This is a genomic window from Burkholderia sp. Ac-20353 (assembly GCF_017104785.1).
Classification (GTDB): Bacteria; Pseudomonadota; Gammaproteobacteria; order Burkholderiales; family Burkholderiaceae; genus Burkholderia.
Genome location: NZ_JAAGPL010000008.1, coordinates 88,013 through 104,120 on the forward strand (window position 1 = coordinate 88,013; position 16,108 = coordinate 104,120).

At 61.4% G+C, this 16,108-nt stretch carries 15 protein-coding genes; 9 read left to right on the plus strand and 6 right to left on the minus strand.

All coding sequences use genetic code 11. The features are described from left to right. Positions 1–547 precede the first annotated feature (547 nt). The 3 genes from G3N94_RS04135 (at position 548) to G3N94_RS04145 (ending at position 2,725) form a co-directional block, all read left to right on the plus strand. Positions 548–1,060 carry a hypothetical protein gene (locus tag G3N94_RS04135; RefSeq protein ID WP_205790822.1) on the plus strand — a complete coding sequence of 171 codons (513 nt, stop codon included), beginning with the start codon at positions 548–550 and terminating at the stop codon, positions 1,058–1,060. A gap of 651 nt (positions 1,061–1,711) precedes the next feature. Continuing rightward, positions 1,712–1,909: a hypothetical protein gene (locus G3N94_RS04140; RefSeq protein ID WP_205790823.1), complete on the plus strand. Its 198-nt coding sequence runs from the start codon at positions 1,712–1,714 to the stop codon at positions 1,907–1,909. A gap of 249 nt (positions 1,910–2,158) precedes the next feature. Continuing rightward, positions 2,159–2,725: a phasin family protein gene (locus tag G3N94_RS04145; RefSeq protein WP_205790824.1), complete on the plus strand. Its 567-nt coding sequence runs from the start codon at positions 2,159–2,161 to the stop codon at positions 2,723–2,725. Between the two features lie 787 nt (positions 2,726–3,512). Here the strand turns inward: G3N94_RS04145 and G3N94_RS04150 are convergent. Both G3N94_RS04150 and G3N94_RS04155 read right to left on the minus strand, forming a co-directional pair. Continuing rightward, positions 3,513–4,049, minus strand: coding sequence for a dirigent protein (locus tag G3N94_RS04150; protein WP_241021567.1), 537 nt, complete (start codon positions 4,047–4,049; stop codon positions 3,513–3,515). A gap of 608 nt (positions 4,050–4,657) precedes the next feature. Next, entirely contained in the window at positions 4,658–5,461 is an 804-nt protein-coding gene (locus G3N94_RS04155; RefSeq protein ID WP_205790825.1) for a hypothetical protein, read from the minus strand. Positions 5,462–5,877: 416 nt separating this feature from the next. On the opposite strand from G3N94_RS04155, the gene rpoD reads away from it, so the two are divergent. After that, the gene (rpoD, locus tag G3N94_RS04160) at positions 5,878–7,746 is read left to right on the plus strand and encodes an RNA polymerase sigma factor RpoD (protein WP_241021568.1); all 1,869 of its coding nucleotides are present in this window, start codon (positions 5,878–5,880) and stop codon (positions 7,744–7,746) included. Between the two features lie 105 nt (positions 7,747–7,851). Here rpoD and G3N94_RS04165 read toward each other — a convergent pair whose 3' ends face one another. Further along, positions 7,852–8,055 carry a cold-shock protein gene (locus G3N94_RS04165; RefSeq protein ID WP_205790872.1) on the minus strand — a complete coding sequence of 68 codons (204 nt, stop codon included), beginning with the start codon at positions 8,053–8,055 and terminating at the stop codon, positions 7,852–7,854. 552 nt (positions 8,056–8,607) lie between these two features. On the opposite strand from G3N94_RS04165, the gene G3N94_RS04170 reads away from it, so the two are divergent. The 5 genes from G3N94_RS04170 (at position 8,608) to G3N94_RS04190 (ending at position 12,149) form a co-directional block, all read left to right on the plus strand. Beyond that, positions 8,608–8,889, plus strand: a complete 282-nt coding sequence (locus G3N94_RS04170; RefSeq protein ID WP_205790827.1) for a hypothetical protein — start codon at positions 8,608–8,610, stop codon at positions 8,887–8,889. A gap of 87 nt (positions 8,890–8,976) precedes the next feature. Next, a complete protein-coding gene (gene rpsU, locus G3N94_RS04175; protein WP_205790828.1) occupies positions 8,977–9,189 on the plus strand; it encodes a 30S ribosomal protein S21 in 213 nt (70 codons plus the stop codon). Between the two features lie 277 nt (positions 9,190–9,466). After that, a complete protein-coding gene (locus G3N94_RS04180; RefSeq protein ID WP_205790829.1) occupies positions 9,467–9,751 on the plus strand; it encodes a hypothetical protein in 285 nt (94 codons plus the stop codon). Positions 9,752–10,178: 427 nt separating this feature from the next. Then, positions 10,179–10,928, plus strand: a complete 750-nt coding sequence (locus G3N94_RS04185) for an MgtC/SapB family protein (protein ID WP_205790830.1) — start codon at positions 10,179–10,181, stop codon at positions 10,926–10,928. 933 nt (positions 10,929–11,861) lie between these two features. Then, positions 11,862–12,149, plus strand: a complete 288-nt coding sequence (locus G3N94_RS04190; RefSeq protein ID WP_205790831.1) for an HU family DNA-binding protein — start codon at positions 11,862–11,864, stop codon at positions 12,147–12,149. 289 nt (positions 12,150–12,438) lie between these two features. Here G3N94_RS04190 and G3N94_RS04195 read toward each other — a convergent pair whose 3' ends face one another. The 3 genes from G3N94_RS04195 to G3N94_RS04205 are packed head-to-tail and all read right to left on the minus strand — an operon-like array spanning position 12,439 to position 16,103. Next, the gene (locus G3N94_RS04195; protein ID WP_346778643.1) at positions 12,439–15,498 is read right to left on the minus strand and encodes an LPD7 domain-containing protein; all 3,060 of its coding nucleotides are present in this window, start codon (positions 15,496–15,498) and stop codon (positions 12,439–12,441) included. Beyond that, positions 15,488–15,889: a plasmid mobilization relaxosome protein MobC gene (gene mobC / locus G3N94_RS04200; protein WP_205790832.1), complete on the minus strand. Its 402-nt coding sequence runs from the start codon at positions 15,887–15,889 to the stop codon at positions 15,488–15,490. Before mobC ends, G3N94_RS04195 begins: the two co-directional genes overlap by 11 nt. Before the next feature lie 13 nt (positions 15,890–15,902). Further along, positions 15,903–16,103, minus strand: a complete 201-nt coding sequence (locus tag G3N94_RS04205) for a hypothetical protein (protein ID WP_205790833.1) — start codon at positions 16,101–16,103, stop codon at positions 15,903–15,905. Positions 16,104–16,108: the final 5 nt, after the last annotated feature.

A 16,108-nucleotide genomic window follows, 5' to 3' on the forward strand; every position in this document is an offset into this window, starting at 1 on the left:
TGCGTTCGTTTCGGATCGAAAGGTTTAACTGCCTGCCGCCCAATTCAGCAGGCGTTTCAAATTTAGAGTGAGCATTCTAATGCACCAATTTGACAATTCAACCGACCCAGATCATGAGTGAAAACCCTAATTTTCTAATTTCGGGTTTGTTTTTTGCATGGCCGAGATGGCGGCAGCAGTTTAGTGACGACCTCCACCGCCAGCCGTGCCGGCATTCCCGGTGGTTCGCTGGGCCCGATGCATCGGACGGTGATCCGTCTCGTCGTGGCTTTCCGGAACGACGATGATCGGAGTTTTATTGGGGCCAATATAGATTGAATCTGCCTCGATAGTTGGCGCACCTCGACATCGATTTCTCCCAACCCCCTTGGGCAGTTCGATCGGTCTGCCGGGCGACAGAGCCTGAACTCGACGACCCATTGCAATGCCGGCCTTCGATGGCATCCGACGCGTCCTCGTACCAGCGCGCACTTTGCTGTGCGGGTCGCACCGGAGTCACATCCACCCGCCCCACAGCTCACAGGAGACGGTTGCGGCGCGGTTCCAGATGGCCGATGCCGTTGAAATGAGTCTGAAGTCGTTTCCGGCGCGCTTCGCCTGCGAGGGGAAGTGCGACTCCGACATTCCCGCCGACGTCGGCCGTATCACCGCGGTCGAGCGCCGGACCGACAGCGATTACCTGGATTTCGAGGCGGATCCCAACGTGCCCCCGATTCCGCAGAAGACCTCGCTTGAGTTGGCTGACGCGCTGGACATCAATACCCGTGGCTTCGGTGATCTCAGTTGCACGCACTGGTCCGTCAAGCAGGTCGACTTGTACAGCGTGCTGGAGCGGCACCATCTCATTGCGCCGCAACCCGTCGCGGGCGCTGCCGGCGCCGGCGTATTGAAAGGCGTCGGAGAGCACGCTCGTTGCCCACGAAGCAGCTTCACTTCTCTCGGTAGTGAACTCGCGCGGGCGGCATCGCCGCGGCCGCACAAAGCGCGAAGCCACAGGTTGCGGCGCTTCCTGCGGGCATCGACACACCGGGCCGCTCGGTGCCCATGCTTGTTCGCCTGACGCCCCGTCTCGTGTGTTCATCGTGCATGGCTGTCCCCCACGCGCGTGGGGATGAACCCTAACATGCGGCCACCTTCCGAAAGCCTTCTGGGCAGCGTGGCGACGAGGGCTATCCTCGACTGCCTCTGGGCGCAACCACGGCGTTAGCCTGAATGCTCCGGACAGTCGATACTGGGTGACGCCTGAGGTGCTGCTCTGCCCCACTGAAATGGTAGGGCAGCAACTGTCCCCCGAATTGGGCAAGCGCACTGGAAGGCGTGCACCTTATGCGGGACAAATGTTGCACTTCAGATTTGTGGCACCTGCCATTCGAAACAATCCGGGTTGTCGTTTACCCGCCTGAACGGCCGTCGCCAAGCTGGCGAACCGTACCCCTGAAAATCTTCAAACGCCTTTACCAGCGGGGCGCACGCCCATATGCATGCAGGAGGCGACCCACAGTTCGAACACAATCGTAAGGAAGAAGCTGCATCCCACATATTGATTATGCGGATAGGGAAACATTAAGATGACTTCCCCGGGCGCGCAGTCAGCATCCGGTGATGCGTGGATCTTGCGTAAAAGTCACATTTCGCGAGACGCGGTTCCGGTCGTCACGCGAGAACGGTTTGAGCTGTCCAGCAAATTGATACCTATCTACAGGAGACAAAGATGCTGAGCCCTCATGAGTTCGCGACATTGATGCTGGTCAAGGATGCTCCCGATCAACTCGGACTGGATCGTGCAGATCTGGACATGTTGCTCGAACGGCAACTTGTCGCCTTGGAAACACTTCCGTCCGGCCAGCAACGCCCCCAGATAACCAACGACGGCGTTTCCATACTCAAAGCTGTCGCGCGGTTCGGCTGAAGGCGTTCGCTAGCTGATCGTTGTCCGCCCCATCAATCTGAGCCCTCGCGTCCGTCGGGCAAGTACCGCAGTTCCTCAACATCGGAATAAGGAAATTCATTAGTACTACCATGAATTAGCCTGGCATGTGCAATGCGCGGTCGGCATTGCACATGTGCTTTCCCGTTAGCCTAGCCACACGACTGCAGCGCGCCCATTGCTATCCGATTGTTCGGAAAGGCGCCGGGTCGATTTTCCTGGAGTTTCGCAATGAATCTATTGACCTCGGAGCGAATTGCAGCAGCCCAGAAGGCCAACCTTGACGCCGTTTTCGGTCTGGCCAACAACCTGGTGGAGGGGATAGAAAGGCTGGCCGAACTGAATCTGAAAACGATCCGGTCGACGCTCGCGGAAACTCAGGAGAATGCGTTGAAAGCGTGCTCCGCCAGGGAACCGCGAGAATGGCTCACGCTGCAAACTACTTTCGCCGCACCGACGGCAGAAAAAGCGCAGTTGTACGGCCGTCAGCTGTTCGAGATCGTGTCGGCCACCCAGGCCGAATTCGCACAGCTCGCGCAGACGCAATACGAAGCATACAACCGTCGAGTGCAAACACTCGTCGAGGATGTCGCCAAAAGCGCGCCAGCGGGCTCCGAAGCCGCCATCGCAGCGTGGAAGTCGACGATCGACGCCGCCAGTACGCTGGTCGAAACCCTGCAGAAAACCAGTCAGCAGGCCGTGCAGGTCGCGGAAAGCAACTTTGACGCACTCGCGACCGCTGCATCGAAGAATGCCCTGCGAACCGCTGAGCAAGCGTCGGCCGGCGCCAGGCGGTAATCTTCAAGCCCGGCCATACGCCTGCGTCAGTCAGTTGAACTGATCCGTCAGATCATCGCGGACCGGCGTGGGCTGGCGCGCGGCCAGTCTGCTGAACCGAAACATGCTATCGACACGCGCTGATCGGCATCGCGCGGCATCCGGCTGATTACAGGCGTCGGTAACGACCGTGACCAGGGAATTGCAATGGGCGAATCATGGGTGGGGATTGTCATAGGTTCGTTTGTGTTGGTGATCACATCGATGTGTGTGGCCGGCCACCGTCGCCGCGAACATCGCCGGCAGCAGCTCCTTCGGAACCTGGACCACCACGACTGGTGGGACTGGACCCGACACTGACATGAACCGGCCTCAGATCGGCGATTGCCTGACGAGGTCGTGTCGCACGTTATCGACCTGCGGGTTATCAATCGAATGGAGGTCGCGCGTGTCGAATCCGCCGGCCGAAACGGCAACACGAAAGCCTGGTGAAGACGTGCGCATGTCGTCACATATGGGGGGCTCAAGATTCGGATTTTTTTCGGGTGCTAGGCGTTCAGGGCGCGCGGTTCAAATGTCGCCGATCGACCCATCAGAGACGCTCGCCTCGTCGCTATCTAACTGGCTGCTTATGAGGTGCTTCTGTCACTGGGGTTTGCGAGCACGAGTAACCTCGAGGCGTTGCCCCGTCGCTCGTTGAGTGTGATAGCTTCAAGCACGGGCGAGTTGGACGGGTAACCGTTCCCACTTTCCCTTGGAGTAAAGCTCCCGAGTGGCCAAACCGCAAGCCCCACAGCCTCGCCGCGCATCAGTTATTTCTTATGTCCAGGCCGGCCGGAACCAGGTCTCCCTCAAGGATGAAATTGCGGTCCGTTGGTGAAACCCGATGGATGTGAAGCATTCCCGTACCCTTCAGTCCCTTGAATTTCCCGGTGCCGCCGACGACTTCCCAGACACCGTTGTCAACCAGCTCGGGCTTGCCCTCGGGGCCCGGGAGGAAGACCGCACGCATCGACCATTTTACGTAGGCGATGTCGCCCTCTGCCGCCTTGAATACCAAGTAGCCACTCGGGTCCCCGCCGACGCCCGGCACGATGTCGTGTCGACCGTATTCCGTCACAGAAGTCCCAGCCAGCGGACCCTGCCCGGTGGCTTTGCCCTCGCGCTTGACCATCAAGACGAAGTGTTCGCTGCCATCAGCGAAATCAAGGCGGATTTGTTCGCTTGGCGTCAGGACCGCTTCGATTTTCATTGGGGCCGCAAACGTCAGCGGCGCTGTCGCTCCAGCCAATGCAGCAGCAAAGAGCGCCACACGCAGCGCAAACCTTCGGTGATTGCACTTCATGATTCCCTCCATTTGTTGCTGAAGGTGCCTGGCAAGAACGGTCGGGCAAGTCGGCATTGGTCCGTGGTCTACGATTACATGTTAACGGGTCCATTGCAGGTTTGGTCGAGGCTCCTGGCTCTTCCTCGGGGCAATCTCCCAGCTACCTGTCTTCGATTCGAAGCTGCTGGAGAACGAGACGCTTGTGCAGCAAGCCGCTATCACCACCATGCGACCTCGAATTGCGCGCATAGCTTGTCCGTCGGGTTCGGGATGTAATGCAGCCGTTCCAACTGCAGGTTTCTCGACTCGCTGAACGGCAGCTTGTGGCCGAGGGTGTGTCAAAACGTGAGACTTCGACATGAGGTGCGAAAGTCGACCCACCAGAACGCGCTGTATCGGCTTCGCGGCACTTCGGGAAGAGTAAAGCGACACCCGGAAACCGGGTAAATTCGAGTTTTGACACACCCTCGGCCGCACTGGGACGTTGCCGCTTCGCAGAGGCTCAACCCGCACGAACACTCGGCGGTTTCGCCCTATTTACCCGATGCAGTCGCCACCCGCCGAGCAAAAGGACCTAACCCTGATGATTCGGCCGCCTCCGACCCGGCGTTTCCCGCCAACTTCAGTCAGGGCTTCGCATCCTCTGGCTTGAGGCCCCTAGCCGCAGCAATGCGGCCTTGTACAGCGACGAGTTGGTCGTCAGTGGTCGCCACCAGCCACAAATGTGCGTGCTCCGCGATTTGCCGGTTATGGTCCTTCAACGGGCCCATTGCGGTCGCTGCCTTCCAGACCACCGGGCCAATTCGGCTGCTCCTGCCCGAAGGCGCGCCTACCAGGAGGCAGTAAGGTCCAAGCGGAAGTGATACGAATGGAAGTGCCGGACTCGCGCGCACGCGCCAGTCGATGAAGGGCGTCTCGCTGATAAGCAGCGGCATGGGCAAGCCGTAAAGCACACTGAAATCGTAGAGCGCCAGTTGCTCCCGCACGCTCGCGTAAATACGCCGAATATCGACGACAACCGCTGCGCGGATTTCATCCTCGAACATTGGCTCCTGCGCGTAGCGCGCGAATGCCACCCGGGCGTCCAACTGATATGCGCTGAACAGTCCGAGCTCCACGCAGTCCTGAACCGCGCGCTGGACCTCCGCGACAGAGCCGGCCTCTTCTGGCTTGCCCAACTGCGCTGCCCGCAAAAACCGGGCAAGTCCCGCCTCCTGGATCGCAGGGCCATCCACAGACGCATCGTCGTCAGCGTCCTTATCGAGCGGCACATAGACATATTTTTCGGCGGCGAAGCGCGATTTCTTACCTTCGTCAAACTTGATTTCGCCGTCGACGCAGTCCAGATAGCGAGTACCGATTCGTCCATGCTCCCAAACCCAATTCTTCAGGAGCGGGCGTAGTGGATGCAACGTGTCGTGGTTAGCCATTGAAACCCCCCAGTGCCTTCGCATAGTTCCACGTGGTCGCCTGTTCTGTCGAGGTCAGCGGCAGTCTTTCGCCTTCCCATCAACTTGACACACCCGTGCCCACGGCATGGTGCACCGCACAATGACGTCTGCTATCATTCATAGTCCCACAAGCTGCGCACACCGGATTCCGCCCGAGGCCCCCCCGGCCTCGACTGTCCGTGCGCCATTCCACGATTCCGTTCGCAGCCCGGCAGGCAAACTATCCTGCTGTCAGGCTCGCGACGCTCGTCGGCCAACCTGTCGAGGAGAATACATTGGCAAGTCCTGATCGGGACGATTCTGCGTCCCGCGCGATCGCAGTTCCGTCAAAAGCCGGCCGCCGTGTGTCAAAGGGCAAAACCCCGGCCGTCGCAACCCCGCTGGAGATCGCGTCGATGGCGCGCCAGGACGCGGAGCGCCAACACCAGATGCGCGCGCTGATCGCGCTTGGCCGCGAGCGCGGCTATCTCACCCACGCGGACATCAACGATCACCTGCCCGACAACTTTACGCAAACGGCGGCGATGGAGACCATCGTCAGCACGTTCGGCGACATGGGTGTAGCCGTGTACGAGCAGGCGCCCGACGCCGAGACGCTCCTGCTAAACGACGCTGCGCCGGCGGCCGCATCCGACGATCAGGCGGACGAGGAAGCGGAAGCGGCGCTATCGACCGTCGATTCGGAATTCGGCCGCACCACGGATCCGGTCCGGATGTACATGCGCGAAATGGGCGCCCGCGAGCTGCTGACCCGTGCCGGCGAAATCGAGATCGCGAAACGTATCGAAGACGGGCTGCAGGACATGATTCAGGCGATTGCCGCGTGTCCGTCGATTGTGTCCACGATTCTTGCCGATGTCGACCGCATCGTTGCCGGCGAACTGCGGATCGACGAACTGGTCGACGGCATCAGCGTCGACGCCGACGGAAGCGAAATGACGCCGGAGTCTGACAAAGATGACGAGCAATCACACGCTGCCGACGATGACCCGGACGGCGATGACGTTGAAACGGACGCCGGGGATTCGGAGAAGGCCAACGCGGCCCGTCTCGAACAGCTCACGAACGACAGTCTGGCGGTTTTCGCGCGCGTACGGGTCCTGTTCGAGCAGTTGCCGGATGTGCCCGTGACTGGCAACGCCGGCTTTGCAACCGCTGCGCAAGTGCGCTCGGAGATCCAGCGCGAACTGGCGCCGATCCGCTTTACGGCCAAGACCATCGGCCGCCTGTGCGCCGACCTGCAGGAACAGGTCGCTCAGGTTCGCGCGATCGAGCGCGACATCCTGCAGATCGTCGTCGACCGGTGCGGCATGCCGCGCGAGGCGTTTGTCGAATCGTTCCCGAGCCACGAGACCGACCTCGAATGGACGAACCGCACGGCGGCGACCTCGCAGCAGTTTGGCGCGGCGCTCGAGCGACATCAGCCGGCGATTCAGGCTGCGCAGCAGAAACTCGTCGACATCGAGTCCCGGGTCTCGTTGCCGCTCAAGCAGCTCAAGCAGATCAACCGCCAGACGAGTGCCGCGGAATCGAAAATGCGGCAGGCCAAGCGGGAGATGATCGAGGCGAATCTTCGTCTTGTCATTTCGATTGCAAAGAAATACGTGAACCGCGGCATGCAGTTCCTGGATCTGATCCAGGAAGGCAACATCGGCCTGATGAAGGCGGTGGACAAATTCGAATACCGACGCGGCTGGAAGTTTTCGACGTACGCCACCTGGTGGGTCCGGCAGGCCGTCACGCGCGCACTCGCCGATCAGGCGCGGACCATTCGTGTGCCGGTGCACATGATCGACGCGATCAACAAGCTGAACCGGATTTCGCGCGAACTCCTGCAGCAGACCGGGCAGGAAGCGCTTCCTGCAGTGCTCGCGAAGCGCATGGAGATGTCCGAGGAGAAAGTGCGCAGTATCCTCAAGATCGCCAAGCAACCTGTTTCGCTCGAAACCCCGGTGGGCGACGATGCCGATGCGACGCTCGGCGACATGATCGAGGATGTCTCGGCGAGCTCACCGGCAGAGGCCGCGACCCATGCGAACATGCGCGCGGCGATCGACGAGGCACTCGACGCGCTGTCGCCGCGCGAGGCCAAGGTCCTGCGGATGCGATTCGGGCTCGACACGACCTCCGATCACACGCTTGACGAGGTCGGCAAGCAGTTCGACGTGACCCGCGAGCGCATCCGTCAGATCGAAGGCAAGGCGATGCGCAAGCTGATGCATCCCGGTCGCGCCGACAAGTTGAGGGCTTTTCTCGAGCGCTGAGAAAAGCCGGGCGTGATGTCCGTTCGACGCCCGGCTCCAGACCCGTAGCGATCACGCGTCGGCATGATCGCTGTCCTGACCGGGCGTGTTCGCTGCGGGAAAAACTTACAGCGGCTTGATGCTGGCGGCCTGTTTCCCCTTGGGGCCCTGCTTGATCTCAAAGCTGACCTTCTGGCCCTCCTGAAGGGATTTGAAACCATTTCCCTGAACCTCGGAGAAGTGCGCAAACAGGTCTTCGCCGCCGTCGTCCGGCGTGATGAACCCGAAACCCTTCGCATCGTTAAACCACTTGACAGTACCTGTTGCCATTTTCTGAATATTCCAAGGAGATTGGTTGTCGATGACGCGACTGACCTGTGCCAGACGTGCGGCCATTTTTTATCACAAGGGAGCCGTCGCCGACAATCCAGGTTTTTTGTAAGCCCCGCCGGTATATTGGCTCAGGCGGCCGATGCGCCTTCTGTCCGGCAACACGGCGTCGCAAGCGGTATGACGGAACGCTTGGCGCCCGCGGCCGGATGAAAATTGGCGTTAGCCCGACCTGAAAGGGCGCGCCAAAGCGCCGCCGCCCGACGTCACGGTTGGATGAATGGAAATACGCTGACGCCGCATCGGCGTCAGGTGCACGGAGAGGCCGCCAAATTCACGGTGGCGAATGCGTGACTGCGATGCCCGCTCGTCGTCGCTGCCGACGATATTGCGGAGACGCCGACCGACTACGCCAGTGCTTCGATTGCCGCCTTCCGACGATGTGCGAGTTTGCGCCAACTTGCAAAAATTGATGTCGCCGGCGATTCGTCGCCCGCTTCCCCCCACAAACGGCGTGTATAGTCAGGCATCCCCTTGCCGGAGAGAATTGTCATGTCGACGCTACAATCGGGTATCTACAAGGGGTTCGAGCTCTTTCCGCTGGTCTTTTCGCGCACGTTCTCCCGTTTTGATGCGCATTCCAGGTATGCCGAAGGCTACGACATTGCGGTACGTATTTGTCGTGCGGGGGCTGGAGCGCATGGGGGCCGCGTGTTTCGGCTTCATCTGGAGGATTCCGTCGCCGACTTCGGCGCAGCCAGAAGGACCGCCTATCAGCGAGGCAGAGATATCATCGACGGAAAGGTGGATGGCGCATCCGTTGCCGACTTGTAACCCACTCACGCTCTAGCAGCGACGAAAATCCTCCCCATATTCGCATGGGAGCCGATCCCGTCGTTCAAGGCGAACTCAAGGACTGATTTGACCACCATAACGCCGAAGCTAAATGAACCGCTTGACGTCGCGCTGCGCCGCTTCCGTCGGGCCATCGAGAACACCGGCTTGCTGAAGGAGCTGCGCGCACGGATGTCTTATGAGAAGCCGACGGCCGAACGCAAGCGTAAGAAGGCAGCTGCCGTTGCGCGGCAGCGCCAGCGCATTCGGCGGTCGAAACTGCCAAAGAAGATGTATTGAGACGGTTCAGTTTGCCCGTCGATGCTACCCCGGGACACAGGCGCGAAGTGGCTGCACCCCGGGGCAGCGGCGCGCAATGACGTCACGCACGGAAGGCACGGGTAGTCGCCGTGCCGATACTACCCGCAGAAGATAGAGCAAGCACGCCTGATATCGGCCCCCGCCCCGCCCACGCGACTAGTCGGTTCGGGCGGAAGCCCAGTCAGACGGACAGCAATCGGACGCGGCCAGAACAGGCCACGCATACGATAAATGCCGGAAGTCGCCGGAGCAGTCAATGAGAATCGACCGACGTTCCATTCCTCACTACCTGGTTATTCGTACTGGCTGTGCACCCTACGTCCTGAATGCTGATCGCCGGTTGCTTCGTCGCGAAGCAAGTCGCATTTTGTGCACGTTCGCCAAGACGTGCGGCAAGCTGACGTCCATCGAGGGCGCACTTTGGGATGGCTTCGCCGAGGCCGAAGGCTTCTCAATGACCGAACGTCAGCGCCCGTGTTTCTACACCTTGGTGCGAGGGAATGAGACCGAGCACCAGTTGCGATTGCTGACTACCCTGTGACGTCGTAACAGCCCATTGGCCCGCTGCCTGCCCGCTGTTCGCGGGGCTGGACACGTTCCGTGTTGGCCATCTACAGCCGTAAGCGACTGATTCGAGCGGACGATCGCCAATCTTGTCTGAGCGGCAGAAACCGTTAAGGGTTGTTCTAGCCGGCAGCAGCCCTTGTTATGTTGTCGCCGACTCCGTTTTGATCCGGATGCCGAGATCCACGTGAACCTGCCCGAAGCCGACCTCATTCTCGAACTGGCGGCCTTGCGAGCTCGCAGCCCGGATCAATAGCGCGTCGGCGACTGGTTCATTTCGACGTCGACGGCAACAGACCGGGTGCACTGGCCACATAGTGGGTGTCGTGGCAGCCTTTTCGGGCTACCCTCAATGACAGAACAAGGCAGCTTGCATTAAAGAAAACAGGGGGCTGGAGGCAGCCATGAATATCCTTTCCGCACAACAGTTGTCGGCCTATTGGTCGCCTCCAGAGTTGGCGGCCAACATCGTGATTTTCCTGAATCTTCTGGGTGCGCTGCTGCTGGGGCTCCTGGTCGGCTACGAGCGCTCGTATCGCGGCCGCGCTGCCGGCATGCGCACGTACGGACTGGTGTGCATGGCCTCGGCGGCCTTGACCGTGAGCGCTGGATACCCTGAATTCTGGTTTGGAGGACACGCAGCCACGCCACAGTTCGCCGACCCGACACGCGTCGTCCAGGGAATCGTCACCGGTGTTGGCTTCCTGGGAGCCGGTGTCATTGTCAAGGAAGGCTTCAGTATCAGTGGGCTCAACACAGCTGCGTCGATCTGGGCTGCTGCGGCAATCGGTGTGATGGTTGGCATCGGCTTTTACGCCGCCGCGATATTACTGGCGGCATTGTCTGCGCTGTGTATGTCAGTGATATCAAGACTGGAACAGCGACTCCCCTCGCGCAGCGGGGTCGCGATTGTAGTGCGCTACCATAAGGACTTCCGCCCGAACGAAGGAGCGTTGCGCCAAGTGGCGAACGAATACGGCTACGAAATCGCTCGCGAATCTCTATCGATTACTTTTCGCGACGGACAGCCCGAGTGGCACTTCGTCGCCTTTGCCCGGGACAAGCGCAAGGGTACTTCGGTCTCCGAGCTGGCACACATGATGAGTCAATACAAGGGCGTGGAGAGCTTCAATGTATCCCCAACGCGGCACTGAACCTCGAGCAACGCCTGCACAGGAGACGATCCGCGACAGGCGGGTCTCCCTGCCAACGCAACCTCACGATCGATACGTTGTTGCGCCGAGCAAAGCTAATTGACAGCCAATCACTGTGAGTACAACCAAATCCACCAGAAAGGTACAACGGAGCCTTCGCCGAATCACCTCGGCGCCGCGTCGAAGTTCAGCGACACTCGACGCTCCCAGCGTGACTTCACTCGCGGTAGCAGTAGGTTCGACTTGTCTGTTGCCCCCCTTTCGCCAAAGGGGCAGAAGTAATGCTTCCGGCGTCGAAAGACGCGTTATCTATGAGTACAGACGCAGTGACTAACGGCAGGAAGCGGAACCGAAATGAACGCACGTCATTCTGCTTCGAATGGCCGAGAATGGCCGGACAGGGACGTTTGCAGTCGGTCAGATCCAACTACAACCCAAGTGCTTGTCGAGCTTCCGTAGCCGAGCCGGAGACGCTTTCCGGATGTGGTAACTCTTGTGTGATCTACTCGGTGACCGAGAGAGGGTTGCCTTTCGATTTCGAAGTTGATGATGGCAGCACGCTTACCGTGAAGGCTCGATAGGTCACGCATCAATTTCGCTGTTCTTGCTCCGATTGACACAATTCCCGTCATTGCGAGTGCAGGGAAATGTGTCACTGCCCGCGTTCTGCCCCGCCGCACCGAGATTAGTCCGATGACAGTTTTCCCGCGGTTTACGAGCATGAACCGCGCAGAGCCGTAGGCGAACAGCAACGCAAGCAGCAAGGCTGCGACGACCAACACCGATCTCCACGGCCGCTGCCCCTGCCCGCCGCGCGCTACCCGCGCGTCATGCCCCCATCTGAAGGTACGGCACGGGTAATCTGCCCGCCTGTTTCGCACTTCGCTAGAATAAGCGCGCAACGCCCATTTTACCGACAGGAGAGTCTGCAACATGAACAAGAGCGAACTGATTGATGCTGTCGCTGCGCAAACCGAAGCCAGCAAGGCTCAAACTGGCGAGGCGCTCGACGCCATCATCGAAGCCATCACGGTCGCCGTAACGAAAGGCGAGACAGTCCAGCTGATCGGTTTTGGCAGCTTCAGTAGCGGCAAACGCGCTGAACGCACGGGTCGCAATCCGAAGACGGGTGAGGAGATCACGATTCCGGAAGCGAAGACCGTCAAGTTCACCGCTGGCAAGGCGTTCAAGGACGCGGTCAACACTTCGAAGAACAAGTAAGTGCGCAGTTGCTGACGGGCGCAAGGCCTGTCAGCGCAGATCCCCACGTGGTCAGCATTCCTATGTCTCTGCATTGATTTTTCATGCCCCGTTCATCATCCCGCCACTGCACTGGAAAGACCGCCCGCAAGCCCCTGACCCGCGAAATGCTGCTACCGCTGCCGGTTGCCACGGTGCGCGAAACGTCGCTCGAAAACCATCTGGCACTGGTGGGCGACCCTGAGCAGACAGCTCATCTGGTCGACACTGCCGTTGCCGGTGCGCGAAACAGGTTGCGGCCGCTCGTACATCAGAGGGTCGGCTTACTGTCGTCGGAAGGCATCGGCCGATCCTGCGCCGGCCGATCGGATTGCGGCTGCCGCTGCGGCCGTGGATCCGCAGCCGCGCCGGCGCCCGGCGTACCGAGCACATCGCGCACGTGCTGGTCGACGCGTGCATGGCGATACTCATCCATCGCGCGGTTCAGCCGTGCGTCGCTGAACTGCACGCGCAGGCCGGCGTCGACGGCGACCTTGGCGGCCGCCAACTGGTAGACGTCGTTGCCGGCGAGCTCGAGCGTGCGGCCGAACTTGCTCTGTGCGAGGCGCAGCCCGGTCTCGATCGCGGGCCGGTCGACCTGCAGCACCTGCACGCTTGCGCCGCGATCGCGCACGACATCGCGGCCGTCGTGCCGGTAGGTGACGTGGCCACGCTCGTCGACCGACCACGACAAGCCGGCCGATCGGAAAATGATCGCGTTGTAGTCGTCCTGGACGGACGGCCGTGACGGGTTCGGCCGGATCACGTTGAACGCTTCGTCGCCGGCGTCGACGTCGACGTCGTCCGACACCCGCTCCGGGCCTGCGGTGCGGCGCAGCTCCTCCAGGGCCCGCTCGTCGCCCTGCTCGGCCTGCGTGCGCAGCCAGTCGGAAAAGCTCGGGCCGCTCGCGGCTCCGAACTGCGTCTTAAGCGCCGCCCGCTCGCGCGCGATCGCCTCCCGCAGCGCGTCGTCGCGGCCCAGCTGTTCGGCGCGCGCCAGGGACGTCGCAGCACGCCGGCTTGCCGGCGTGAGCCGCACGTCCTGTTTGATTCCCGCGCGCGCGGTCTCGAATGCGGTGCGGATCTCACCGCGGCGCTGCTGCTCGCTCGCGCGCTGCGTGAGCCATGCGTCGCTCCGAGCGGCGACATGCGCTTCGCGCGCGACCGAGTACTCGCGCCAGAGCGCCGCGCGCGGCAGCTCGCGCGGCGCCGGGATCTGCTCGCCGGCCTGCTGTCGCTGATACACGGCGCGCAGCAGCGGCGCCGCTTCGCGCCACGACAGGTTCAGCTCTTTCGTCAGGAAGTCCGACACGTTCAGCGCGCGCTTGCCGGCGCGAATGCGATCGGTGCCGTCGCGACCTGTCACGACCGCGTATTTCGCCGGCCGCACGCCGTGCGTGTGCGACAACTCGGCAAGCAGGCGCCGGGCATCGAGGCCTCGACGGATCTCGCGAAACTCGGCGTACTGGCCGCCAGCCTCATCGTGCTGGCGCACCTCGCGCGCAAGCTGCGACAGCACGTTGTCGGAGACACGGCCGGTTCGGCGCCACGTGGCGAATGCGTCGTCGCCGGAGCGTGAGCGCCGCGAGCGATACGGCAGCACGTCCACTGGCATCTCGGGTTGGCGCAGCACGATCGGCCGAGCAGCATCAAAATCAAACGACGCGTCGATCGCATCGAACTGGTCGAGAAGCGGGTCACGCTGGCGGCCGGAAAACCAGCCTGGCGGCGACATGCCGGCCGGCGGCCGCATCGGCGGCAAGCTGTCGAACGGATCGCCGAACGCGTAGTGCGCCTCGAGCGCCCGGTGGTACGCGTCCAGCTCGCCGGGAGAGGGAGCAACTGCGGGGCCGCCTACTCGTTGCGCTGCAGGCTCTCCAGCGCGATTTGCAGCCCGTCGCAGGCGATCCGCGGATACGGTGCCGTCTGGCTCCAGCTGGTGAAGCGCATGATCCGGCAATAACACTGCAGATCGATCTCCGACGCCGTCCACAGGGCGGCCGGACACGTTTCGCAGAGCGTCGAAGGATTCGGGCGACGGGTGCGGCCCACCTGCGACAAAGTCAAACTGGGCATCGAGCCCGCCGACTCCATCGGCGACGTGCCAGAGGCCGTCGTTGGCGTCCCAGCCGGATTCCCGTTCGGGGGTGTCGAGGTCGATTTCGCGTGCGTCGAGCTCGTCGACGGCATCGGACGGCTGGGCGCCGAATTCAAATGCGCGTCCATCTCGTCGAAGATGTCCTTCGAGGCCGTGGAGGGTGTCGTCTGCTCGGTCATGGTATGCCTTCAGATGTTGTGCGTAAAAACCGCGTTCAAGATCCGCGAGCATCAGCTGGCGGTCGTGGGGAGATGATTCCTGGTAACGCTGATACTGACGGCTACCGCTGTTGAGGTACTTCAATTCGCGCGCACGGGTGGCGTGCCATTCGTCGAGTACCGCCGTGATTTCATCGGGCGTGCGGCGCGGCGCGACGCCGGCCTCGTACTGGTCCGCGGCGTCGGCCGACAGCGCCTGCAGCTTTTCGGCGGTTGGCAGTTCGATGAATGCGGGCGTGAACACGTATTCCTTCAGGTTCACGCCCTTGTCGGCGTCAGCCGGCTTCACGTTCGGGTACGCGTTGTCGCGGCCAGCATTGCGCATACGCACGGCGCCGTGCTCGTGCAGCAGCGCCATGAAATCGGCGTGGTTTTCGATCTGGCGATCGAGCACCGAATTGAGGATCTGTTCCTTCAACTCGCGGCTGTTCGCGCGGAACAGGTCGCCGCGATATCGGCTAATCATTTCCGACGCGTCGGTCAGCAGCGTGCGGCGATTGTCTTTCGGGCTTGCAAGCCCGTACTTTGCGTTCGTATGTTCCTGAAACGCGTCGATGAAATGCAGGTTTTGCTTGTCGTAGCCGAACGGGCGCAAGGTATGGCCCGAAATCAGGTTCAGTTTCGGGATCACGACGTGGATGTGCGGCTTGCGTTCGACCAGCTCGCCGGTCGACTTGTCGATATAGCTCTTGACGCGTGGCAGGTGCGCCTCGGCATAGAAGCAGTATTCGTCCGGCCGGTATGCGTGCAGCGCGAACGCCTCGAAATCGCGGGCGATCTGAAACAGCGTCTCACGGTCGACGTGATCCTCCTTGAAGGAGAGCGTGATCGACAGGTAGCGCTCGACGTTCGGCGCGGTGTCGATCGACTGGATCACCGCGTCGGTCAGGTCGAGATCGCCGGCGAGTACGACGCGCTCGTCCAGGTCGTCGCGGTCGAGCTCGCGGCCAACCTTGCGCCCTTCCTCGAGATACTGTTTGACGCCGTCGTGGCGGCCGGTCACCCTAATCAACACGATGGAGATGCGCCTTCAACAGTTGGGTAATCATCTCCAACTCGTCGACCAGCGCGACGAAGGTGGATTCGGACAGATGGCCAGACACGCATGCGGTGTGCGCCACGTGGGCTAGCTGATTGAGGTTGTTGCCGGTCTTGTTGATCACGTACATGATCCGCTGGCGCTCGACGGTCACCCGCGGCCGTTCGACGATCTGCGTGCGGTTCGTGAGGATGCAGTCGCGCAGGAACTCGGACGAACTCATGCCCGAGCGCTCGACCTTCTCGTTGAAGACCTTCCACTGCTCTTCCGTGAGCCGTGTGCTGACGGGCATGCCGAGTGCCTGCTGCGCTTTCTTGCGGCCGCGCCGCTTTGGTTCGGTCGCGATGCTGAGATCGTTGGCGCTCATGCGTCACCTGCTCTCATCGGATGCGATCGTAAGCGTCTCGAGAAACGGCGCAGTCGTCGAAACCGAGTCGGAATGACGCCTCGGGTAAGGCGTCAGCACGCGCGACGATACGCAATCGCCCGCCGCGCGAAGTGCGGACGTGGGACACCAGAAGACTCGCCAGCGCCATACCGATCACGGCGAGCAGCGCGGCGAAGAATGGTTTGTCGTTCATGGTTG